The following is a 21,622-nucleotide window of genomic DNA, read 5'->3' as shown; positions in this document are numbered from 1 at the left end:
ACTCGCTGTTTCAATTTCTATACTTTTGTTAGCTTCCGCGTAAAAAAAGCCTCCGTCCACAAACACGTGGGTGAAGGCTTCATGTTTAATATTTAACATTAGAAGATGAGTGACCCAATTTGGAAAACGGCCATGGATACCAAATAGGCGGTACCCACCTGGTAAAGGATGGCAAAGAGGAAATCCCGCCAGTTGCCAAGCTCCCGTTTCATGGTCGTTAAGGCTGCAATACAGGGTGAGCAGAGCAAAACAAACAAAATATACGCATAGGCTGAAAGGGGAGTGAATATCTGGCTTAAGGCCATGGTAAAGCCCCCATCCACACCCGAAAGCAGAACGCTCATGGTGGAAATAATCATTTCCTTTGCGGCGATTCCTGAAAGCAAGGACACACTAGCCACCCAGTTTCCAAAGCCCAGTGGAATGAAGGCCGGCGCAATGATTTTTCCAAAGGCGGCCAAAATGCTATTATCCGGGTCCGCCGTCATTTGAAAATTCGTTCCAAAGGCCTGAAGAAACCAGAGCACCACCGAGGCTAAAAAGATAATCGTTCCTGCCCGGACAATAAATTCCTTCACCCGCAGCCACACCTGGGATAGGGTGTTTTTCAGGCTAGGGACACGATAAGGGGGAAGCTCCAGCAAATAGTCTGAGCTGGCTCCCTTAAATTTTGTCTTGCTCAGAAGAATTCCTGATAAAAACACCACCAAGAGGCTCACCAGATATAGACTAAAGACCATTATACTCTGCTGCTCTGCAAAAAAGGCGGAAGCCAGCAAAACATACAAGGGCATCTTTGCCCCGCATGAAATAAAAGGCGTTAGAATAATGGTCAGCTTGCGGTCCCGTTCATTTTCCAGCGTCCGGGTTGCCATGATGGCTGGGACCGAGCAGCCCAACCCAACGACCATGGGAATAAAGCTTTTTCCGGAAAGCCCAAAGCGTCTAAAGGCCCGGTCCATCATAAACGCCACCCGGGCCATGTAACCACTATCCTCCAGGACTGAGATAAAAATGAAAAGCACTGTAATTTGCGGGATAAAAGTCAGTACTGCACCAACCCCGGTAATGGCGCCATTGGTAATGAGGGCAATGAGCCACGGTGCCGTTCCAACGGCACCAAGGCCAGAGCTTACCCAGGGAATCAAGCCATCGGCAATAAATCCATCGATCCAGCTGGATGTCAAATCCCCCACCACATTGATGGAGATAAAATAAATAATGAACATGAACACGAAAAAGATGGGCAGTGCTGCGAAACGATTCATCAGCACCTTATCGATCCGGTCTTCAATGGCCAGGGTATCCTTACCATCCTGGCGTCTTGCCGCCTCTACACCGGCGGTAATAAAGCGATACCGATAATCGGCGATGGCCCCATCCACATCCTGACCACTAATTTCCCGAATTTCCCGCCGAGCTTCACTAATTTCAGCATCTAAGCGAACAATATCGTGCTGCTCCTGTTTGGCAAGGACCTCATCCTGTTCGATGAGCTTGATGCTGCGAAAGATCCCAGGGTAATTGGGCAGCATATCTGAATATTGTCCTTCGATTTTCTTTCCAAAGGCATCAAACACATCCTGAATCTTGGATGGGAACACCCTTGGATAAGTCCACTTCCCATGGGTCCGCCCTAAATTGGCATCGGTCAAGGCAATGAGCTCCTGAATCCCCAATTCCTGCTGGGCAGAAATTTGGATAAAGGGAAATCCAAAGGCCTTCGAAAGGGCCTCGCAATCAATAATAATCCCCTTTCGCTCCAAAACATCCATCATGTTAAGGGCCCCAACCATGGGGATCCCCATTTCCATGAGCTGAGTGGTTAAATAGAGATTCCGCTCGATATTAGAAGCGTCGATAATATTAATAATGAGATCCGGGGCTTCGTTAATCAAAAAATCACGGCTGACAATTTCATCCATGGAGTAGGGTGCCAGGGAGTAAATCCCCGGAAGATCGATGAGAATAATCTCATCCCCAGTCCCCTTCATTACCCCTTCTTTTTTTTCAATGGTCACACCTGGCCAGTTCCCCACGTAAAGATTACTACCTGTCAGGCAATTAAACAATGTCGTCTTCCCGCAATTGGGATTCCCCACTAAAGCTACTCGATATGTCATAAAGCCCCCCTAAACGATACGGATTTTTTCTGCATCTTTTTTTCGAAGGCTAAGGGCGTAGCCCCTCAAATGTATTTCAATGGGGTCACCGAAGGGCGCCACCTTATCCACATAAACCTCTACCCCGGGGGTCACCCCCATGTCCAACAGTTTTCGCCGCATCAATCCCTTTAAGTCAATGGAGGATACTACGCCCCGTTGTCCCGGTTTGAGTTCACTCAGATTTTTTGCCATGTGCCCGTCACTCCCTCTTTTATGTTAGTTCAATTATACTTAAGCATAGAATCCTTGTCAATGGGACAAAGTCTCGATTTCCAAGGTATTCTTCCTTTTCCATGCGAACAGAGGTATTTACAACAAAGGTTTCAGGAAATTCCCGGTATAGCTGTCTTCAATTTGGGCAATGGCCTCCGGCGTTCCAATAGCCACTACTTCGCCACCGCCATCTCCCCCCTCGGGGCCTAAATCGATGACGTGGTCCGCAACTTTAATGACATCCAGCTGATGCTCGATGACCACCACGGTGCTACCGGTATCCGCCAACCGCTGGAGCACCTCAATGAGGCGGTCTACATCGGCCATGTGAAGGCCTGTGGTCGGTTCATCCAGAATATACAAGGTGCGTCCGGTATTCCGTTTACTCAGTTCCGTGGCCAGCTTGATCCGCTGAGCTTCTCCTCCGGAGAGCTGGGTGGAGGGCTGGCCGAGCTTGACATACCCCAAACCCACATCGTGCAGGGTTTGCAGTTTGTTTTTAATGGACGGAATATGCTCAAAGAAATCAAGGGATTCCTCAACCGTCATATCCAATACGTCGGCAATGTTTTTGCCCTTGTATTTAACCTCTAGGGTTTCACGGTTATAGCGTTTCCCATGGCAGACCTCACAGGGAACATAAACATCCGGCAAAAAATGCATCTCGATCTTTAATATCCCATCCCCAGAACAGGTTTCGCAGCGCCCTCCCTTCACATTGAAGCTGAAGCGACCCTTCTGATATCCCCGGGTCTTCGCCTCGTTGGTCTTTGCAAAAAGGTCCCGAATCATATCAAAAACGCCGGTATAGGTGGCCGGGTTTGAACGTGGCGTCCTCCCAATGGGACTCTGATCGATGGCAATGACCTTATCAATTTGGTCCAGACCTTCGATTTTTCGGTGTTTTCCCGGTTTTCGGGTGCTGTTGTAAAGCTTTTGTGCTGCCCCCTTGTATAAAATCTCGTTGACCAGGGTACTTTTCCCAGAACCCGATACCCCGGTGACACAGATGAACTCCCCAAGGGGAAAGTCCACCGTGATGTTCTTTAAATTATTTTGCTTGGCCCCAACCACCCGGATGAATTCACCCCGGGGGGTACGGCGATCCTGGGGGACCGGAATTTTTTTAGCCCCACTAAGATACTGCCCAGTGATGGACCGGGGATTATCCATAATAGCCTGGGCATCGCCCTCCGCCACCAGCTCTCCACCGTGGACTCCTGCCCCCGGGCCAATATCCACAATCCAATCAGCTTCCATCATCGTATCGTCGTCATGCTCAACCACCACCAGGGTATTCCCCAGGGCTGTCAGATTGCGCAGGGCGGTTAAAAGCTTCCGGTTATCTCTTTGATGCAGGCCAATGCTGGGTTCGTCCAGAACATAAAGCACTCCGGTCAACCCGGATCCAATTTGCGTGGCCAGCCTGATCCGCTGGGATTCCCCCCCGGATAGGGTTCCTGCACTTCGGGAAAGGGTAAGGTATTCCAGTCCCACATCCCGAAGGAATTTAAGACGTGCATTGATCTCCACTAAAATAAGCTTAGCGATCATGGACTCCGTTTCGGTCAGCTGAAGGTTTGCAAAAAAAACAATCAAGCTTTTAACCGATTGATCCGTTAAATCGATAATATTACTCTCACCGACGGTTACCGCCAGGCTGGTGGGATTCAAACGCTTTCCGTGGCACACCGGACACGGGATATCCGACATATAACGTTCGATAAAGCCACGCATAGTTTCCGATTTAGTATCCTTGAATCGCCGTTCCATATTATTGATCAGCCCTTCGAAAGTCGTAGAATAGGTGCCGGAAAATTTACCCTCATACTCAATTTCCATGGCATCATCCGAGCCATAAAGCAGCTCATCCAGACAGGCCTCGGACAGATCCTCCACGGGGGTATCCATATCAAAGCCATGCTTTAAAAGGAGTGCGCGAATCATATTCACTAGGATTTTAGAGTCGTTTTTCAGGCCGAAGAATTTAATGGCCCCCTCCCCAATGGATAGGGACCGATCCGGTATCAGCAAATCCGGGTCGATTTCCTTATGGAATCCCAGTCCATTACAGGCCGGGCACATCCCAAAGGGATTGTTGAAGGAAAAGGTCCGTGGTTCTAAAACATCCATGGAAATGCCGCAATCCGGACAGGACAGCTTCTCACTAAAGAGATGCCGTTCCCCACCGACAACCTCGCACACTGCCATGCCATGGGCCAAGTGCAATGCCGTCTCCAAGGAATCCGTCAACCGCTTCTCCATACCATCCTTGCGCTTCAGTCGGTCAATCACGACATCGATGGTATGCTTTTTATTCTTATCCAGCTCGATTTCTTCGCTGGATTCCCGTTCCTCGCCATCCACCATGAGTCGGACATAACCTTCTTTTCGTAAATGAGCAAGGAGCTTTTTATGCTGTCCCTTTTCTCCCCGAACGATAGGGGCCACAATTAAAAACTTCGTCCCCTCGGGCAAATTCATGACCTTATCCACGATTTGATCCACACTTTGGGAGGAAATGACTTTCCCACATTTAGGACAATGGGGAATGCCAATCCGCGCGTAAAGTAATCGGAAATAATCGTAAATCTCCGTTACCGTCCCAACCGTCGATCTTGGATTCCGATTCGTCGTTTTCTGGTCGATGGAAATGGCTGGGCTTAATCCCTCAATACTGTCCACATCGGGTTTTTGGGATTGGCCTAAAAATTGCCTTGCATAGGCCGATAGGGACTCCACATACCGGCGCTGGCCCTCTGCATAAATGGTGTCAAAGGCCAGGCTCGTCTTGCCTGATCCGGAAACACCTGTCAGGACCACCATTTGGTCCCGGGGAATTTTGACATTTACGCCTTTGAGATTATGTTCCCGGGCTCCCTTGATGTCAATATATTTCATGTTTATCCTTTCTATCCAAGGGTGTCCACCCTCAATTCATTATTCGCTCTGTATTTTTAATGCTTTTATTTTATCCCGTAGCTGTGCTGCACGTTCGAAATCCAAATCGGATGCAGCCTGCTTCATTTGAGCTTCCAGCTCCCCAATATCAAGGATTTCTTCTTCCATTTCCAGATCAGCCACTTCATAAGGAAGTCCATCCTCTGCCACCTTCGTAACCTCGATAATATTCCGAATCTCTTTTTTAACAGACTGCGGTGTAATACCATGCTCTTTATTATAGGCCTGTTGGATTTCACGCCGCCTATAGGTTTCCGTAATGGCGTAATTCATGGATTTCGTAATTTTATCCGCGTACATGATAACCTTGCCGTCCACATTTCTTGCCGCCCGGCCAATGGTCTGGACTAAAGAGGTTTCCGAACGGAGATAACCCTCCTTATCAGCGTCTAAAATGGCAACCAAACCGACCTCTGGGAGGTCCAGCCCCTCTCTTAGGAGGTTGATCCCCACCAGCACATCAAATTCTCCCAGTCGTAAATCCCGGAGGATTTCCATCCGCTCGATGGTGTCAATATCCGAATGCAAATAACGGACGCTCACGCCATTTTCTTTAAAATAATCCGTTAAATCCTCGGCCATCTTCTTGGTCAACGTCGTCACTAATACGCGGTTTCCCTTGGACACCGTATCGTTAATCTCTCCAGTTAAATCATCGATCTGCCCCTTAATGGGGCGCACGAAGATTTCGGGATCCACTAATCCTGTCGGCCGAATAATTTGCTCCACTACCTTTTGGGCATGGGCTTTTTCGTATTTGCTAGGCGTCGCCGTGGTAAATATAATTTGATTAATCTTCCCCTCAAATTCATCAAAGGTCAGGGGGCGGTTATCGTAGGCAGAGGGCAGTCGAAAGCCGTAGTCCACCAGGTTTTTCTTTCTGGCTCGATCCCCGGCACTCATGCCCCCGATTTGGGGAATGGACACGTGGGACTCATCAGCAATGATTAAGAAATCCTTGGGGAAATAATCAATGAGTGTATAGGGCGGACTCCCTGCCGGCAGCCCGTTAATATAGCGGGTATAGTTCTCTATCCCGGTGCAATAGCCCATCTCCTGGAGCATTTCTAAGTCGTAATTCGTCCGTTGGAGAATACGCTGGGCCTCCACCAATTGATTGTGGTCCGTAAAAAACTGGTACTGCTCCGAAAGCTCCCTTCGAATGCCGACGATGGCATCCTCCAACTTCTCTGGAGTGGTCGTATAGTGAGACGCTGGAAAAATACTCACATGGGAAAGCTCCCCTGTAATTTCTCCGGTAATGGTGTGAATCTCCGTAAGACGATCAATCTCATCTCCGAAGAACTCCACGCGAACCGCCTTATCCGTGGAAGCCGCCGGGTAGATTTCTAAAACATCCCCCCGCACCCGAAAATTATTTCGCTCAAAGGCAATATCATTGCGGGTGTATTGGATATCCACTAATTTACGGATGATTTCATCCCGATCCTTTTCCATCCCTGGCCGCAGGGAAAGCACCAAATTTTCATAATCGATGGGGCTCCCCAAGCCATAAATACAGGAAACCGAGGCGACGATAATGACATCCTGACGCTCAAACAGGGCCGCTGTGGCGGAATGTCTCAGCTTATCGATCTCATCATTAATGGAGGAATCCTTCTCAATAAACAAATCAGAATGGGGGACATAAGCCTCTGGCTGATAGTAATCATAGTACGAAACGAAGTATTCTACAGCATTATTCGGAAAAAAGCTACGAAACTCATCAGCGAGTTGGGCAGCCAAGGTTTTATTATGGGCAATGACCAAGGTTGGCTTCTGAACGGCTTCAATGAGCTTGGCCATAGTATAGGTTTTTCCTGACCCGGTTACCCCGAGGAGGGTCTGGTATTTCAGGCCATCCTCGACGCCTTTGGTCAGTTCAGCAATGGCCTTCCCCTGGTCCCCCTTCGGTTCATATTCCGAGACGACTTCAAATGGTATCATAATCGGCTCCTTTCTGATTTTCTCATCCATTACATTTTGGATTGCAGCACTTCCAAGGCTTTTTGCAGCTGGGTATCCTGCTCCTCTGGAACCACTAGGGTATCCTTATAATTTTCATTTTGATTGATTTCAACATCTGGTGTCAAGCCGACGCTGTGAATATTTCGGCCATTGGGTGTAAAGTATTCCGCATTGGTTAGCTTGTACCCCGTTCCATCCATGAGTGAGATCACTTCCTGAACGATTCCCTTCCCAAAGGTTTTTGTTCCAATTAAAGTCCCCGCCTGGGTATCCTGGATGGCACCCGCTAAGATTTCCGATGCACTGGCCGTCCCTTCATTGACTAAAACGGTGACGGGTACGGTCACCTGATCCTCGCTAGTCGCACGATAATCCTTTCGGTTCCCTTGCTTATCCACGGTGTATACCACTTCCGTCTGACCTAAGAGGCGATCAGCCACTTCCACAGACTGATCCACCAGTCCACCGCCATTGTAGCGCAGATCAATAACCAGCCCCTGAATCCCTTGGGCCATTAAATTATCCATTTGCTCTTTGAACTCTTCTCCTGTGGTTTCTGTAAACTGGGATATTTCAATGTATCCAATATTATTGCCCAGCACCTTGGAATCCACGGTTTTGGTATCAATGGTATCCCGGGTTAAATTAAAATCGATTTCCTGGCCATCCCTGGACACCGTTACCTTGACCGGTGTTCCCGCTGTCCCACGCATTTTAGATACCGCATAATCCATGCCCTTCCCTGTGACATCTTCATCGTCTACCTTGATGATGGTGTCTCCAGTCTGGATTCCGGCATTACCCGCCGGTGTATCTTTATAGGGGGTTACAACGATGGTATTTTTATTTCCATCCTCCGTCACAACGACACCGATTCCTTCAAAGCTCCCGGTGGTGCTTTCCATGAGTTTGGTGTACTCATCCTTGGTGTAGTATGCACTGTATTCATCCCCAATGGCATCAAACATCCCTTTAACGGCACCATCCATCAGGGCCTGTTCATCGACGTCCTTGTAATAATCTGATTGAATTTTTTTCTCCAGAGAGGCAATTTTTTGCAATCCGCTGGAAATCGTCTGACTGTCGGTTTTAACCGTAACACTGTTTTTTCCATTAAAAACCCCATTCACTGCTAAAAAATAGGTCCCCAGATTGCTTAAAATCAGCACTAACACAAAAACAACCGTCAGGTTTATCTTTCGTTTCTTCATCGATTCTTATCCTTTCAAAGGCACTCGTTGCCCTAGTAGCATAACTATTATATCTTAAAATCATCCCAAAGAAAGCACTATTTACATAATGTGGTGAAAATGATGCATTTCATTGAAAAAGCAGGTCGACCACCATTGGTGATGTCGGCCTGCTTCCCAGAAGTTTTCATATTATTTCCGTTCTCCCCGGTATTTAAAGAAATCCGAATAAGATAAGAAGAAATTTTTATAAATGGATACCCGGATGCGTTGGGGTCCCTCAATAATCAATGGCACCAATCCACTTCTTTCAAAGGAATAAATAAGGATGACTTCTCGATCCGGATCAATGACCCAGTATTCCGTCACACCCGCATCCCGATAAAGGGCTGGCTTCAGAAGATATGAAATTTCTTCATTATTATCATCTGCAAATTCAACAACCCATTGGGGAAATTCCATCCCGTTGACAGTTACCGCGATTTCAGGCTTGAGGATGGTGTTTTCCAGCTGAGGAAGAACCAACTCTGCCTGTGGGTCTGCCACCTTATCCAGTGGACGGTGTGCTAATCTGAATTTGCTGTATGCAGCGTGCAAATAGCGTACAGCACCTACCCCTTTATCATCCAAAGCGGCTTTTTCATAGACCACCCCATTAATCAATTCACAATTACCTTCGGGGCATTGGGTACATTCTCCCTGCTCCAAACGTATTACTTGAGTCATTCTTTGTCTCCTTTCTAAGCTTCACCTTTGATGCGGCCAATTTCGGTCTGAATCTCACGATTCAAAAGGAATAGCCGCACGATGCTTTCCTGATCATCTGAAAGCGCATTAAAAAGATTTTCGTATTCAGAAGCCTTCTCTCCATGGTTTAGCTTTTTCAGAATTTTTATATTATCCAGTATATCATTAATCGTACCAGATTTCATCCTAAAGAGTTGCTGAGCATTTAAAATTTCATCTCGAATCGCTGACATCTCCTGATCCAGATCCGTTACCGCCTCAGCCATTGAAACTAAGCGGTTTTGCAGCTCACCGGGTAAGCCCTCTTTGTATTTATATTTTAAGGAATGTTCAATAATCGCCCAAAAATTCATGGCAAGAGTTCGAATTTGGATTTCCACATTAAGCTCTTTATACCCCAGAGATGTAATGACAGGGTATTTGATAATGATATGATAGCTTTGATAGCCACTCTCTTTAGGCTGCCCGACCCCGGATTTAAGGACCGATAAGTCCTCTCCGGCCATATAGTTTTTAACCTTCACAATGGTCAGATCCTTGCCATCCCGTTCACAGATCATATTCACCACCTCATAGATATCCTCTACGAACTGGCAAATAATGCGGATTCCGGCAATATCCAGAATTTCATCCTCCAGGTCATGGGTACGGATACCGTATTTGTCGATTTTTTCAAGGATACTGGATATGGATTTGACCCTTCCCGAAATAGATTCGATGGGGCTGATTTCTCCCCGATCCGTCGTCTGTTTTTTAATACTCTTGAACTTTAAAAGCAGTTCATCCACTGCCTGCTCATATGGGAAAAGAAATTCCTGCCAATTTTCAATGGTCATTTCTCACCCCTCCTTACTTCTACTAAATGATTTTACGTCTGATTTCTTGCCGGCGCAATCCGTAAAGCCGTCCCTGATAATGTCCGCCCGAGCGCATCTGATCTTCCAGTGCATCCCGAACCTTCCACCAGCTGGTGTTCCAATTGGTAGTAATGCTATCCTCTGCTGGTGCCCTTCCAATAATTCTCTGAACCACCATCATCGGGTCCAAATGTTCTAAAAAGAGAATACACCGCTGGATGTACTCATCCTGGTCAAGAAGGGCTACTGCCCCCGATGCGTACATCTGTGCCAGGACCGTCCCCCGCTCGATGTATAAGGCATGGCATTTGACAAAATCTGAGGCAACCGCAGAAAGGATACCCGCCGTTGTTTTGACATCCTGATGGTCGTCCCAGGGCAGATCCAGGATGACGTGGGTACAAAGTTGGAGTCCATGGCTTTTAACCCCATGGGCCGCTGCAATATAGTCCGCCAGATCATGGCCTCTGTTGATGATTTTCAAGGTATGATCATTGGCCGTTTGTAAGCCAAGCTCAATAACAATATCGATCCCAGTATCCGCCTGTACTTCCTTAAAAAAGTCTAAATGCTCTGAAAAAAGACAATCCGGCCGGGTTGCAATGGAAAGCGCCACAACATCCTTCTGCTGACAGGCCTCCCTAACCGCGGCTTTGAACTGCTCAATGGGCATATAGGTATTCGAGAAGCTCTGAAAAAAAGGAATGAATTTATGGGCTTTATAACGTTTTTCTATATAGGCTCGGTTTTTCTCCAGCTGTTTCGTAATGGAGAGGGTATCGGACAGCGTTTCCAGGCCGCCCCCCTTGGCCCCACAATAAATGCATCCTCCCTGACCAACGGTGCCATCCCGATTGGGACAGGTCAAAGGAATATTGACCGGAAGCTTATAAACCTTTTCGCCATAATGTTCTTTCAGCCACTGGGAATAGACCTGATAAAGGGGTTGGGTGTTCATCGGTTCAGACATTATACGCTCCATAATACGTAAGAAAGCCGATTGCCATGGCAATCGGCCAGAAAGACGTCTTAGTCGTCATCTTTAGTTGAGATATTTTTTCACGCAATCCGGTATAGCATCCTCGTCACAGCTTAAGCTGAGGACGAATTTAATGTTCTGGCCCTTTTGTACCAAATCTAATTTTTCCAATAACGGTTCGATATCTGCCGGTCCGTCAGCTTCAATAATTCTTAATAAATTATCGATATAAACAACATCAACATCGTAATTACCAGCGATAACGCCACATACGAAACCATAGAGCTCTTTAATGCCCCTTATATCAAAATCATCGGAATTCACAAATCGAATCTTAGTGTCCACTGTTACGCGATACTTATCTCTGTCATTAATGAATAGAATTTCACCTTTAGCCCCTGCGACCTCAGCATTGGCCATTTCAATCATTTTCTTGGTCTTGCCGCTACCTTTAGCTCCATATACAAATTCAATCATTATAAGACACCTCTTTCTACGTTGTTACCTTTATTATACAGGTGCAAACGATAAAGCACAATCCCTTTTTTTGATTATTTTTTACAGGATTTTTTTATTATAATTCCACAAATACCTTAAAGAAAAATTGTCCCACACTCTTCTAATGGAACTCTAATCCATAAAGGATAAACTTAAATCATTAAAACGAAGGAGGGATTCTGCCATGGAAAAAAAGCGTATTTTAATCCTGACCTGCTCCCACGGATCGGGTCACCGAATGGTCGCTGAAACCTTGAAAGACTGCTTTGAATCCAGAGGCTGCAATGTTTTCGTTCGGGATTTATTCAACGAGATGAGCCACCCTATTAATGTATTTCTGGAGAAATCCTATCTCTTATCCTACAACATTGGTCGTGGTTTTTATAAATGGATATACTACGATTTTGAAAAGCAAGCTTCCCAAAACTCCTTGAAGAAGCTATGGAAGGTAACCCAACGTGCCCTCATCCGAATCCTCAACGAGGTGCAGCCTGACTGTATCGTCAATACCTACATGTACACCATCACCACTATCCTGAAGGAACAGGATTATTTGAAATTGCCAATTTATACCGTCGTTACCGACTTCTGTATTCCCGCGGCCTGGATGCATCCCGCGACAACGAAGTATTATGTGGCCTGTCAAAATGTAGAGGATACCTTGGTGTCCCATGGCACCCCCTCTGATCATATTGTCAAAACTGGTATCCCCGTCCGTTCCGCATTTTATCATCCCTGCGATAAAGCCGAGATTGCCAGGAAGTACGGCCTGGACCCAAAGCGCCAAACCCTTCTGATTTGCGCAGGAACCCACGGTGTTCTAAAGGATTTGGGCTCCATTTGTGCGGATATACAGCGCCATGACGATTTGCAGACCATTGTGATCTGCGGACGCAATAAACATCTCTACAACGAGCTTTCCGCCCAGCGCTTTCAAAACACCACCATCCTGGGATTCGTGTCCGATATCCACGAACTTTACTATTTAGCGGATATGATGGTGACTAAACCCGGCGGCATTACCTTAAGTGAAGTTGTGGTCACCGGCTTACCAACCATTCTCTACAAGCCCACTCCCGGCCAGGAGGGCGAAAACGCCCAGTGGTTTAAAAATCAGGGTGCTGCCATCGTTGCAGAAAATCCATTGGAGCTTCGCCTTGCCATTGAACACCTCAAGGGTAATGAATTTAAGCAATATACCATGAAAACTGCCCTCAAAAAAATGTACTACGGTGAAGCAGCCTCACGTATTTCAGAAGATGTACTCACCGATCTTAAGATTCTTCCAGAGGATACCCCTATCCATCACCTGTCATCCCCAAACATCCAAACCCTTTAAAACATAGCAAAAGGCCCAAAGCAACGCGCTTTGAGCCTTCTTTATTATTCACTCAACAGATAGGTCAAGGTAAACAAGCTGTCGGTGATATTCACATTTTCAACGACAACATCCTCAGACACCGTCAAATCCAGGGGAACAAAATTTAAAATGGCTTTTATCCCTAATTGGCAAACACGGTCAGCCGTCGGTTGTCCAACCTCCCGGGGAACAGATAAAATACAAATATTGATGTCATGGTCCCGGACGAAATCCTCTAAATCATCCATATCGTGGATGGCCAGTTCACCGACTAGGCTTCCAACTTTTCCTTTATCCGCATCAAACATCGCTTTAATATGAATGCCTTCCCGTTTAAAACGTTCATAGTTCGAAATGGCACGGCCCAGGTTCCCGGACCCAATGATGATGCAGTTATAGGTATTGTTAAGCCCCAAAATATTTTTAATGGCTTCCCGCAGCTCCTGGACCTTATAACCATACCCTTGTTGGCCATAAGCCCCAAAGGAGTTAAGGTCCTGGCGAATTTGAGATGCCGTCAGGCCCATCATATCCGCCAGTTCCTTTGATGAAATTTTTTCAATGTTTTTATCTTGTAAGTCACTCAAATATTGGTAGTACTTCGGCAAACGCTTCACTACCGTCATTGAGACTTTTTTCGAAAACTTTTGCATGACGCCTCCATCTCCCTCATAGTATTGTTAAATTATAACAGTTTGTGAAAAATAAATCAAACTAATTTCTATTCAAATCTGTGGTTATTTTTGGTATCATTGTTTTATACGAAACGAGGAATAATATGCTAATTAATATCAATCAATTATCTTTCAGCTATGGTGTCCATAGTATTTTTAACAACTTAGACTTTCGAATCGATGATACCGAGCATTTAGGCCTGATTGGCCGAAATGGCTGTGGGAAATCCACTTTCTTCAAACTTCTCACTGGCGAATGCCACCGTGATACCGGGACCCTTGACAAAAAAAATGGTCTGACCCTTGGACTCCTTAGCCAGGAATTTAAGGCGTCTGAGCATGAGACTGTCGGAGCCATCTTTACCGCAGTCTTTCAGGACCTCATTGAGATGGAAGGCCAAATTCAAAGCCTCCAGCAGCGCATTGATACCGCCGAGGCCACAGAACAGCAGCGCCTGGTCCATCAACTGGCAGAGCTTCAGGAGCAATATGCCGACCGTGGTGGCTTTGAATACCACAGCCGGATCCGTGGCGTTACCATCGGCCTTGGCTTTCAATTAGAGGATCTGGAAAAGGCCTTTGGAAAATTCAGCGGTGGTGAAAAGACCCGAATTGCTTTAGGCTGTCTTTTGCTTCAATCCCCAGACCTTCTCCTTCTGGATGAACCGACAAACTACCTGGATTTTGAAGCCCTGAACTGGCTGGAATCTTTCTTAAATAATTATAAAAATGCCTTTATCATCGTCTCCCATGACCGCTTTTTCCTGGACCGTGTCTGTACACGCATTTGCGAAATTGAAGATCATGGCATGGTCAGCTACACCGGTAACTATACCCAGTACCTCGATAAAAAGGAAAAACGGGACCGTGCCATGGATGCAGCCTACGATAAGCAAATGAAGGAACTCACCCGCCAGCAAAAAATTGTTGATCGCCTGAGGGACTATAATTCGGTCCAAAGCAGCCGCCGTGCCGCCAGCCGGGAAAAAGCCATTGAGCGCATAAAACCCGTGGAGCGTCGGCAGGACCGGCGCAGCCTTCATTTTTCCTTCAGTCCTAAAGTCATCAGCGGCAATGATGTCCTCATGGTAGAGGAGCTTGAAAAATCCTTTGGGGACCGCCAGCTCTTTAAAGATGTTAGTTTCGAAATCCACCGGGGTGATCGGATAGGCATCATCGGCAGAAACGGTATCGGTAAAACAACCTTGTTCCAAATCCTCATGAAGCAGATCAAACCCGATTCCGGGCGGGTTGTCTTTGGCCGCAAGGTTTATCCTGGTTACTACGCCCAGGAGCCCGACGAGGCCCTCCTGGCACCCAATGAAACCCTCATCGATGCCATCCGGGACATTGACAGCCACTTAACCGATGGAGATATCCGCAATATCCTGGCATCCTTCCTCTTCACAGGGGAAACGGTCTTTAAACATTCCGGAGATTTATCCGGCGGTGAAAAAGCACGGCTTAATATGGCCCGGCTCATGGTGTCTGAATCCAATTTTCTGTTGATGGATGAACCCACCAACCATATTGATATGTCCACCCGGGAAATTCTAGAAGATGCCCTCTGTGTCTATGAGGGAACCCTCCTCTTTATCTCCCACGACCGTTATTTTTTAAACCGCGTGGCCAATCGGATTTTCGAGCTCACCCCCGGGGGCATTGAGGAAACCATTGGTAACTACGATGACTACGCCAGAACAAAGCAAAACCAAAGCGACCGAGAGGCCCTCTTGGCACAAAACCATACCCCACAGACAAATAAAACCCGTCGAAAGCAGGAGCGGCAGCAGGCCAAGGCCCTGGAAGCTGAACGACGCCGACAAAAGAAGGCCCTGGCGCAGCTGGAAGAACAGATGGAGTCCAACGACGAGCGGATTGCGGCATACGAAGCGGATATGTGTCAACCTTCATTCTATGACGATATGGTTTATGCCCAAAAGATAACCGATGATTACCATGCACTCAAGGCTGATAACGAAAATATTATACAACAATGGGAAGATTTAGCACTTCAGCTCGAAGAGGATTGAATTTAACCACCCCTTCCGGTATAATGACACTACATGAAAGAGAGGGACCAATCCATGGACTTAAGTACTGAAGAAAAGCAAATACTCAACACCCTGTTTAAAGACATTAAAGGCACCACCCGAAACGAAATGCTCTGTATGCTCTACGCTGCCAAACCCGCCAATGACGGCACTGTCGATAGCCAAGCCATTATCGGAAGTATCAATGGCTTAATTTTAAAGATTTTCCACGCCGAGCAACCCGAAATGGAGGCTGTTTTTGCGCAGATTCCCTTTCAACTTGAAGGCTAATATGGATGATGAAAAGGGGCTGTCACATAGTTTTTTCTCTATGTGACAGCCCCTTTATTGTGTAAGCTTCACTTATAATTTTTTTTATGCTTCATCCTTTAATACTTCTTCCCACACATCACCAATGCGTGTGGTATTGAAATATTTTAAACAGGTTGCCACGGTGGGTAATTCCTTATTGGCGTCGATCTCTTTTCGCGTTGGTTTTTTCCCTAAGCGGTTGAACTCCTCCACCAACATCTTACTGATGATAGACTTTGAATAACGTCGCTGACTTGGCACATCCTCTTGTGGAGTCACTTCTTCCACTTTCATGGCTGCGGGTTTTGGCGCCACAACTTCTTCAATAGCGGGTTCGACTTTATCGTTGAGAGGAGTGGTGATATCCACTGTCATTTTTTGCTTCAACCCAGCTGCTCTAATCGCCTTATCCCATTTCTTAAAGTAATTCAGAAAAACCTGTGCCCCCGGATCGACCATATCCTCCGGCATCGGAGTCCGCCCCAGCACAGCTGCCTTCTCCTTTAAAATTGAAACTAATACACTTTTGTTGTAATACTTCGCCATAATTCCTCCCAAACACTAACTATTGATTTAACTTTAATATTATAGCACAAATCTCAGGACAGACAAGCATTCATCCCTAAAATAAGCAATTTGGTGCCAATAAATTTGAATGCGAATTCCTTTTTTACGTCTTGAACCCTTAAGTTAAGTGTGTTACAATTGAAAACATTCTAGTAGAGGTGTCTCAATGGCTGAGTTAAAAAAAAATATTGCAAACAATAAAAAAGCGCGGCATGACTATTTTATCGAAGAAACCTATGAGTGCGGTATCGCACTATATGGTACTGAGGTGAAGTCTTTGCGCCAGGGCAAGGTCAGCCTGAAGGAGAGCTATGCCGATATTCGGGATGGCGAGGTTTTTGTCTTTCAAATGAATATTTCTCCCTATGAACAGGGAAATATTTACAACAAGGACCCCCTGCGTCCCAGAAAGCTGCTTTTGCATAAATCTGAAATCCGCAAGCTCATTGGGTTAAAACAACGGGATGGTTATACCCTGGTCCCCTTATCCTTATATTTTTCTAGAGGTAAGGTCAAGCTGGAGCTTGCTTTAGCAAAGGGTAAAAAGTTATACGACAAGCGCCATACCATTGCAGAAAAAGACGCTAAACGCCGTATGCAGCGCAGCATACGCGACCATTACTAGAACGATGATTATTTTCCGGGGCCGTAAAGGTTTCGACGGGGATAGTGAAGCTGGAGTAGCGAGCCGATGTGTCGGACATCGTAAAAAACGGCAACTAAATATAAACGCAAAAGAAAACAGAAGTTACGGAATGGCTTTAGCTGCTTAATTGCAGTTAAGTCAAACTGAACTCAACCGCGGCACCTAATTGCCGCACGCCCCTTTCCAAGACCTGCGCTGGTAAGCTTGGCGTTCATAACTAGCAGGGAACCGCTACTGGGCATTGCCTCGTCCCTTTAGCGACTAAGAGGCTGGCTCCAAACACCTCGGTCATCGGAAGGTGCCTGGAGTAAGATTAATCCGATGGCTGCGCTCGGAGAAGCTTCAGTGAATTTGTTTTCGGACGTGGGTTCGACTCCCACCGGCTCCACCAACATTTCACACATTATAAACCTGGAAAATAAAACGCCGATTGAAGTGAAATGACTTCAATCGGCGTTTTTTTATTTGTACACTTTAGTGTGATTTTGGGACAAAATCAAATAAACCCCCGGCTATGCCGGGGGAGGGAAGAAATCTTTAGATGAAAGAAAAAGACATCCAATGATAAAATGATGAGGGTTTGCCAACCGTATCAAAGAAGCAAAGGATGTTATCCAGATGGATAAAAACAGTTTAGCACATACACGTTGGGAATGTAAGTATCATATTGTATTTGCACCAAAATTCCGAAGACAAGAAATCTACGGAAAATTGAAAGCAGATATTGGGACAATCCTGAGAGAGTTGTGTGAACGAAAAGGAATAGAGATCATACAAGCAGAATTATGTCCAGATCATATTCATATGTTAATCAGAATACCACCAAAATATAGTGTATCTGAAATAATGGGGTATCTAAAAGGAAAAAGTTCGTTGATTATCTTCGATCGGCATGCAAATTTGAAATACAAATATGGAAATCGGCACTTTTGGTGTCGTGGATATTATGTGGATACCGTTGGAAAAAATGCAAAGAAAATAGAAGAGTATATACGAAACCAACTGAGAGAAGACGCAACAGCAGATCAAATTAGTATGAAAGAGTACACGGACCCGTTTACGGGTAAGCCAGTGAAAAAAGGCAAATAACAAAGGGCCCTTTAGGGCCAGCCAGAGAAGAAGATGCGACTGGCAGACCATTCGAGGCGCCATCAGGCGCTGCTGGTAAAGAGCCCTTATAGGGCGAGTGCAAACCACCGGCTAAGCCGGTGGTCCTGATTTTTATGATACTTTACGACGTCTTAGCCACCACAGCCCCAGCCCTCCAATAAGAATAGAAATAAGGCTAACTATTTGAGCGGTCCGCAGACCCAAGAACATCAGACTGTCCGTCCGCAGCCCTTCAATGAAGAAGCGTCCCACGGAATAGAGCATTAAATAAAGGAATAAAAGCTCTCCATTATTTTTCTTCCAGCGACGCTCATAGATTAAAAGGAATCCGAAAATACATAAATCCCAGATAGATTCATATAAAAACGTCGGGTGCACTTTAATATACCCCATCTGCGAGTCACGCACCGTAATTGCCCAGGGTAAATTTGTCTGGACCCCGTAGGCCTCCTGATTAAAAAAGTTTCCCCAACGGCCGATAGCCTGCCCCAGGGGTAAGCCCGGGATAACCGTATCCGCCAAGGTAAAGAACTGAATCTTCTTGATCCGGCACAAAATAGCGCCCACAATCAGACCCGCAATGATCCCACCATGAATCGCCAAACCACCATTCCAAATGGCAAAGATTTGATCCGGGTGAACCGCGTAATAACGCCATTCAAAGAGAACATAATAGGCACGGGCACCAATAATGATGGCCGGTGTCAGAAATAGAAAAAAATCAAGGATATCGTCTTGGTTAATACCGTAGCGTTTGCTTCGTCGCAGCGCCATTAAAAGCGCAATAACCAGTGCTGCCGCAATCAAAACGCCATACCAACGCACCTCTAAACCAAAGAGGGTAAACGCAATGGGGTCCGGTGCCTGCATATGAATCTCCTATTCTACATTTTATTCGAAGGATTTAAAGAATACCTCCACCATATCGCCATTTATCACGTCGTCTTGGGAAAGAATAATGCCGAGCTGGTCATTCTTTGCACCCGCTGCGTTACCTTCTTCCACATCGATGTGCATTTCTTTTTTATGGGAATCCCCCACACGAACCGTACAGTTATTAAGAATGATGCTTCGCTTTCCTGGAATTAAAACGGATACCAACTCTCCATCCGAAAGGCCATACTCTCTGCCTTCTTCAGTAGATAGATGGACATGACGTGCTGCGACGATGGCCCCCTTTTCTTTAACCACTTCCCCTTTTGGGCCAACAATGGTAAAGCCTGGTGTTCCTTCGATATCACCAGAGTCTTTAATGATGGCATCAATACCCAATTTATAGGTATCAGAAACGCTAATCTCCAATTGACATTCCGGACGTACCGGTCCGATGATACGGACGCCCTTTAAGGTTCCCTTAGGTCCGATGATATCCACCTTTTCCACCGTCGCAAATTGTCCGGGCTGCCCCATCCATTTAAAACGATTCAACTCGTACCCCACACCAAATAAAGTATTGCAATCTTCTTTGGTAATATGGATATGCTTGCTGGATAATCCCAATTTAACTGTTTTTTTGTTCATAATTCCTCCTCTGATCTCCGATTCTCCTGAGTTATTCAATTGTAACTTCAAACTGTTTCAAACAGTAGGGCTATGGTATCATATTTAATTAGAGGTGAACATTGAATATTTTTATGAATGCTTAAGATTTTTTGTCATTTCCAACATTTCCTTGGCATGGTCATAAGTCGTTTGTGTGATTTCAGCACCACTAAGCATCCGGGCTAATTCTTCTGTTCGTTCTGCATCGGTCAGCTCCTCAAAATGGACCTCCACAGAATTCTCATCCAAATCCTTTTCCACCCGAAAATGTCGATCAGCCATTGCTGCAATTTGGGGTAAATGGGTGATACAGATAATCTGCCGATTTCGGCTCAGCTTTAGTATTTTTTCAGCAACGGCTTGGGCCGTCCGGCCACTAATGCCGGTATCAATTTCATCAAAAATCATGGTAATGATGGTATCCATCCCACCAAAGACACCCTTGAGTGCTAACATAATTCGAGAGATTTCCCCCCCAGATGCCACCTTGCGAATGGGTTTGGGCGCAATCCCAGGATTCACTGAGATTAAGAACTCCACATGGTCTTGCCCTGTGGGAGAAATACGTTTATCGTCCTGTTGAATATCAACCTTGATGACTGCCTTTTCCATGGCCAGGTCCTTAAGTTCCTGCACCATGATCTCTGCCAGCTGTTCTGCAATGTCATGACGCTTTGTATTCAGCTCCATGGCAACGATTTTATATGCATCCCAAACTTCCAGATATTGTTGCTTGAGTTGGTCTTTATACTCATCCTGATTAGTAATTTGGGAAAGGGCCCGGGCGACCTCTGCACCATAGGTAATGATTTCATCGACAGTTTCACCATACTTACGCTTTAATCCCGCGATGACAATCAAACGTTTTTCCACCTCATCTAAAGTGTCCATATCAAAATCAATGTGATCAATATAAGTGTAAAGCTCACCTGAAAGGTTTTCCAAATCGCTGTAGGCTTCCTCTACTGTCTTTTCAAAACTCTTAAAAATCGGATCAATGGTACCCAGTACAGCTAAGTATTCCCCCATCCGTGAAAGCTCTGAAAGAATAGTGGTGGTATCCAGTTCCTCTCCCCCATTGAGGATTTGGTAGGCCTCATTGACATTGGTAAAAAGCTTTTCGCTATTTTCAAGAATATTTTTTTCCTGGGTCAGATACTCATCTTCTCCCGGCTCTAAATGGGCTTCACTGATTTCTTTAAGTTCAAATTGATAATTTTCCTTTTGACGTTCAATCTCTCGCTGATCCCGTTCTGTTTCCAAAATATTTGTCCGAAGTATCTTTAACTCCCCGGCCATTTGGGTCGTTTTTTCTAAGAGCTGTGCAATGGGCTGTCCTCCAAAGGTATCCAATAAAATGCGATGACTTTCTGTCCGAAAAAGGCTGTTATGCTCATGCTGACTATGAATATCAATGAGGTTCTCACCTATGGTCTTTAGCTGGGTAACGGTCACCAACACCCCGTTGGCCCGACAAATATTCTTTCCCCGTTCATCGATGGATCGGGACAAAAGCAACTCTCCGTTTTCAATTTCAATTTCCAGCTCCTCCAGGTGCTTTAACATCGGATCATTGCCCAGAACGTCAAACACACCCTGGACCACCATCTTTTTCGCACCCTTTCTGATGTTATCCCGATTGCCACGCTGTCCCAACAAAAGGGTGATGGCGTCGATGATAATGGATTTCCCTGCGCCGGTCTCCCCGGTGATGACATTGAGACCATCGTCAAATTCGATATCAAGATTTTCAATCAGAGCATAGTTTTTGATATTAATACGTTGCAGCATTGACCTTCC

19 protein-coding genes and 1 other RNA gene are annotated in these 21,622 nt (G+C 45.9%); 6 read left to right on the top strand and 14 right to left on the bottom strand.

The window, feature by feature from the left end:
• Window positions 1–98: 98 nt before the first annotated feature.
• The 9 genes from feoB to BLW33_RS07240 form a co-directional block, all read right to left on the bottom strand.
• The gene (gene feoB / locus BLW33_RS07280) at window positions 99–2,123 is read right to left on the bottom strand and encodes a ferrous iron transport protein B (RefSeq protein WP_090307004.1); all 2,025 of its coding nucleotides are present in this window, start codon (window positions 2,121–2,123) and stop codon (window positions 99–101) included.
• Window positions 2,124–2,132: 9 nt separating this feature from the next.
• Window positions 2,133–2,357, bottom strand: coding sequence for a FeoA family protein (locus BLW33_RS07275; RefSeq protein WP_090242882.1), 225 nt, complete (start codon window positions 2,355–2,357; stop codon window positions 2,133–2,135).
• A 117-nt stretch (window positions 2,358–2,474) separates the two neighbouring features.
• Complete coding sequence (gene uvrA, locus BLW33_RS07270; RefSeq protein WP_090307000.1) at window positions 2,475–5,279, bottom strand: excinuclease ABC subunit UvrA; 2,805 nt, start codon at window positions 5,277–5,279, stop codon at window positions 2,475–2,477.
• 39 nt (window positions 5,280–5,318) lie between these two features.
• Entirely contained in the window at window positions 5,319–7,286 is a 1,968-nt protein-coding gene (uvrB, locus tag BLW33_RS07265; RefSeq protein WP_090307092.1) for an excinuclease ABC subunit UvrB, read from the bottom strand.
• Between the two features lie 29 nt (window positions 7,287–7,315).
• Window positions 7,316–8,518, bottom strand: a complete 1,203-nt coding sequence (locus BLW33_RS07260) for a S41 family peptidase (RefSeq protein WP_090306997.1) — start codon at window positions 8,516–8,518, stop codon at window positions 7,316–7,318.
• A gap of 171 nt (window positions 8,519–8,689) precedes the next feature.
• Window positions 8,690–9,223, bottom strand: a complete 534-nt coding sequence (locus tag BLW33_RS07255) for a Uma2 family endonuclease (protein ID WP_090306995.1) — start codon at window positions 9,221–9,223, stop codon at window positions 8,690–8,692.
• Window positions 9,224–9,237: 14 nt separating this feature from the next.
• Complete coding sequence (locus BLW33_RS07250; RefSeq protein WP_090306992.1) at window positions 9,238–10,080, bottom strand: GTP pyrophosphokinase; 843 nt, start codon at window positions 10,078–10,080, stop codon at window positions 9,238–9,240.
• Between the two features lie 22 nt (window positions 10,081–10,102).
• Window positions 10,103–11,071 (bottom strand): tRNA modification radical SAM protein MnmL/YtqA, encoded by a 969-nt coding sequence (gene mnmL / locus BLW33_RS07245; protein ID WP_242911622.1) that lies wholly within the window; start codon window positions 11,069–11,071, stop codon window positions 10,103–10,105.
• A gap of 72 nt (window positions 11,072–11,143) precedes the next feature.
• Window positions 11,144–11,557, bottom strand: coding sequence for a hypothetical protein (locus BLW33_RS07240; protein ID WP_090306990.1), 414 nt, complete (start codon window positions 11,555–11,557; stop codon window positions 11,144–11,146).
• Between the two features lie 205 nt (window positions 11,558–11,762).
• Between BLW33_RS07240 and BLW33_RS07235 the strand changes: the two genes are divergently transcribed.
• Window positions 11,763–12,917 carry an MGDG synthase family glycosyltransferase gene (locus tag BLW33_RS07235; protein WP_090306986.1) on the top strand — a complete coding sequence of 385 codons (1,155 nt, stop codon included), beginning with the start codon at window positions 11,763–11,765 and terminating at the stop codon, window positions 12,915–12,917.
• Window positions 12,918–12,961: 44 nt separating this feature from the next.
• On the opposite strand, the gene BLW33_RS07230 is transcribed toward BLW33_RS07235, so the two are convergent.
• A complete protein-coding gene (locus BLW33_RS07230; RefSeq protein ID WP_090306983.1) occupies window positions 12,962–13,591 on the bottom strand; it encodes a redox-sensing transcriptional repressor Rex in 630 nt (209 codons plus the stop codon).
• A 125-nt stretch (window positions 13,592–13,716) separates the two neighbouring features.
• Here BLW33_RS07230 and BLW33_RS07225 point away from each other — a divergent pair, with 125 nt between their 5' ends.
• Both BLW33_RS07225 and BLW33_RS07220 read left to right on the top strand, forming a co-directional pair.
• Window positions 13,717–15,645, top strand: coding sequence for an ABC-F family ATP-binding cassette domain-containing protein (locus tag BLW33_RS07225; RefSeq protein WP_090306980.1), 1,929 nt, complete (start codon window positions 13,717–13,719; stop codon window positions 15,643–15,645).
• 54 nt (window positions 15,646–15,699) lie between these two features.
• The gene (locus BLW33_RS07220) at window positions 15,700–15,936 is read left to right on the top strand and encodes a hypothetical protein (RefSeq protein ID WP_090306977.1); all 237 of its coding nucleotides are present in this window, start codon (window positions 15,700–15,702) and stop codon (window positions 15,934–15,936) included.
• 84 nt (window positions 15,937–16,020) lie between these two features.
• Here BLW33_RS07220 and BLW33_RS07215 read toward each other — a convergent pair whose 3' ends face one another.
• A complete protein-coding gene (locus BLW33_RS07215) occupies window positions 16,021–16,503 on the bottom strand; it encodes a homing endonuclease associated repeat-containing protein (protein WP_090306974.1) in 483 nt (160 codons plus the stop codon).
• Between the two features lie 187 nt (window positions 16,504–16,690).
• Here BLW33_RS07215 and smpB point away from each other — a divergent pair, with 187 nt between their 5' ends.
• The 3 genes from smpB (at window position 16,691) to tnpA (ending at window position 18,259) form a co-directional block, all read left to right on the top strand.
• Window positions 16,691–17,149, top strand: coding sequence for an SsrA-binding protein SmpB (gene smpB, locus BLW33_RS07210; RefSeq protein ID WP_090306971.1), 459 nt, complete (start codon window positions 16,691–16,693; stop codon window positions 17,147–17,149).
• 17 nt (window positions 17,150–17,166) lie between these two features.
• Window positions 17,167–17,561, top strand: a transfer-messenger RNA (tmRNA) gene (gene ssrA / locus BLW33_RS07205).
• A gap of 227 nt (window positions 17,562–17,788) precedes the next feature.
• Window positions 17,789–18,259, top strand: a complete 471-nt coding sequence (gene tnpA / locus BLW33_RS07200) for an IS200/IS605 family transposase (RefSeq protein ID WP_090306968.1) — start codon at window positions 17,789–17,791, stop codon at window positions 18,257–18,259.
• A 132-nt stretch (window positions 18,260–18,391) separates the two neighbouring features.
• On the opposite strand, the gene lgt is transcribed toward tnpA, so the two are convergent.
• The 3 genes from lgt to recN all read right to left on the bottom strand — a co-directional run bounded on the left by lgt (window position 18,392) and on the right by recN (window position 21,613).
• Entirely contained in the window at window positions 18,392–19,150 is a 759-nt protein-coding gene (gene lgt / locus BLW33_RS07195) for a prolipoprotein diacylglyceryl transferase (RefSeq protein ID WP_090306965.1), read from the bottom strand.
• 21 nt (window positions 19,151–19,171) lie between these two features.
• The gene (pduL, locus tag BLW33_RS07190; RefSeq protein WP_090306960.1) at window positions 19,172–19,801 is read right to left on the bottom strand and encodes a phosphate propanoyltransferase; all 630 of its coding nucleotides are present in this window, start codon (window positions 19,799–19,801) and stop codon (window positions 19,172–19,174) included.
• Window positions 19,802–19,912: 111 nt separating this feature from the next.
• Window positions 19,913–21,613 carry a DNA repair protein RecN gene (recN, locus tag BLW33_RS07185; protein WP_090306957.1) on the bottom strand — a complete coding sequence of 567 codons (1,701 nt, stop codon included), beginning with the start codon at window positions 21,611–21,613 and terminating at the stop codon, window positions 19,913–19,915.
• Window positions 21,614–21,622 lie beyond the last annotated feature (9 nt).

It is taken from the genome of Eubacterium aggregans, assembly GCF_900107815.1.
GTDB lineage: Bacteria > Bacillota > Clostridia > Eubacteriales > Eubacteriaceae > Eubacterium_O > Eubacterium_O aggregans.
The sequence above is the reverse complement of the archived record's forward strand: the minus strand, read 5'-3'. Positions and strand labels throughout refer to the sequence as shown.

Excerpts from the sequence above, each read along its gene's own strand:
- mnmL (WP_242911622.1), bottom strand. The coding sequence starts at position 11,071 with ATGTCTGAACCGATGAACACCCAACCCCTTTATCAGGTCTATTCCCAG.
- recN (WP_090306957.1), bottom strand. The coding sequence starts at position 21,613 with ATGCTGCAACGTATTAATATCAAAAACTATGCTCTGATTGAAAATCTT.
- tnpA (WP_090306968.1), top strand. The coding sequence starts at position 17,789 with ATGGATAAAAACAGTTTAGCACATACACGTTGGGAATGTAAGTATCAT.
- BLW33_RS07225 (WP_090306980.1), top strand. The coding sequence starts at position 13,717 with ATGCTAATTAATATCAATCAATTATCTTTCAGCTATGGTGTCCATAGT.
- BLW33_RS07255 (WP_090306995.1), bottom strand. The coding sequence starts at position 9,223 with ATGACTCAAGTAATACGTTTGGAGCAGGGAGAATGTACCCAATGCCCC.
- BLW33_RS07275 (WP_090242882.1), bottom strand. The coding sequence starts at position 2,357 with ATGGCAAAAAATCTGAGTGAACTCAAACCGGGACAACGGGGCGTAGTA.
- BLW33_RS07220 (WP_090306977.1), top strand. The coding sequence starts at position 15,700 with ATGGACTTAAGTACTGAAGAAAAGCAAATACTCAACACCCTGTTTAAA.
- pduL (WP_090306960.1), bottom strand. The coding sequence starts at position 19,801 with ATGAACAAAAAAACAGTTAAATTGGGATTATCCAGCAAGCATATCCAT.
- BLW33_RS07215 (WP_090306974.1), bottom strand. The coding sequence starts at position 16,503 with ATGGCGAAGTATTACAACAAAAGTGTATTAGTTTCAATTTTAAAGGAG.
- feoB (WP_090307004.1), bottom strand. The coding sequence starts at position 2,123 with ATGACATATCGAGTAGCTTTAGTGGGGAATCCCAATTGCGGGAAGACG.
- BLW33_RS07235 (WP_090306986.1), top strand. The coding sequence starts at position 11,763 with ATGGAAAAAAAGCGTATTTTAATCCTGACCTGCTCCCACGGATCGGGT.
- BLW33_RS07260 (WP_090306997.1), bottom strand. The coding sequence starts at position 8,518 with ATGAAGAAACGAAAGATAAACCTGACGGTTGTTTTTGTGTTAGTGCTG.
- lgt (WP_090306965.1), bottom strand. The coding sequence starts at position 19,150 with ATGCAGGCACCGGACCCCATTGCGTTTACCCTCTTTGGTTTAGAGGTG.
- uvrB (WP_090307092.1), bottom strand. The coding sequence starts at position 7,286 with ATGATACCATTTGAAGTCGTCTCGGAATATGAACCGAAGGGGGACCAG.
- BLW33_RS07250 (WP_090306992.1), bottom strand. The coding sequence starts at position 10,080 with ATGACCATTGAAAATTGGCAGGAATTTCTTTTCCCATATGAGCAGGCA.
- uvrA (WP_090307000.1), bottom strand. The coding sequence starts at position 5,279 with ATGAAATATATTGACATCAAGGGAGCCCGGGAACATAATCTCAAAGGC.
- BLW33_RS07240 (WP_090306990.1), bottom strand. The coding sequence starts at position 11,557 with ATGATTGAATTTGTATATGGAGCTAAAGGTAGCGGCAAGACCAAGAAA.
- smpB (WP_090306971.1), top strand. The coding sequence starts at position 16,691 with ATGGCTGAGTTAAAAAAAAATATTGCAAACAATAAAAAAGCGCGGCAT.
- BLW33_RS07230 (WP_090306983.1), bottom strand. The coding sequence starts at position 13,591 with ATGCAAAAGTTTTCGAAAAAAGTCTCAATGACGGTAGTGAAGCGTTTG.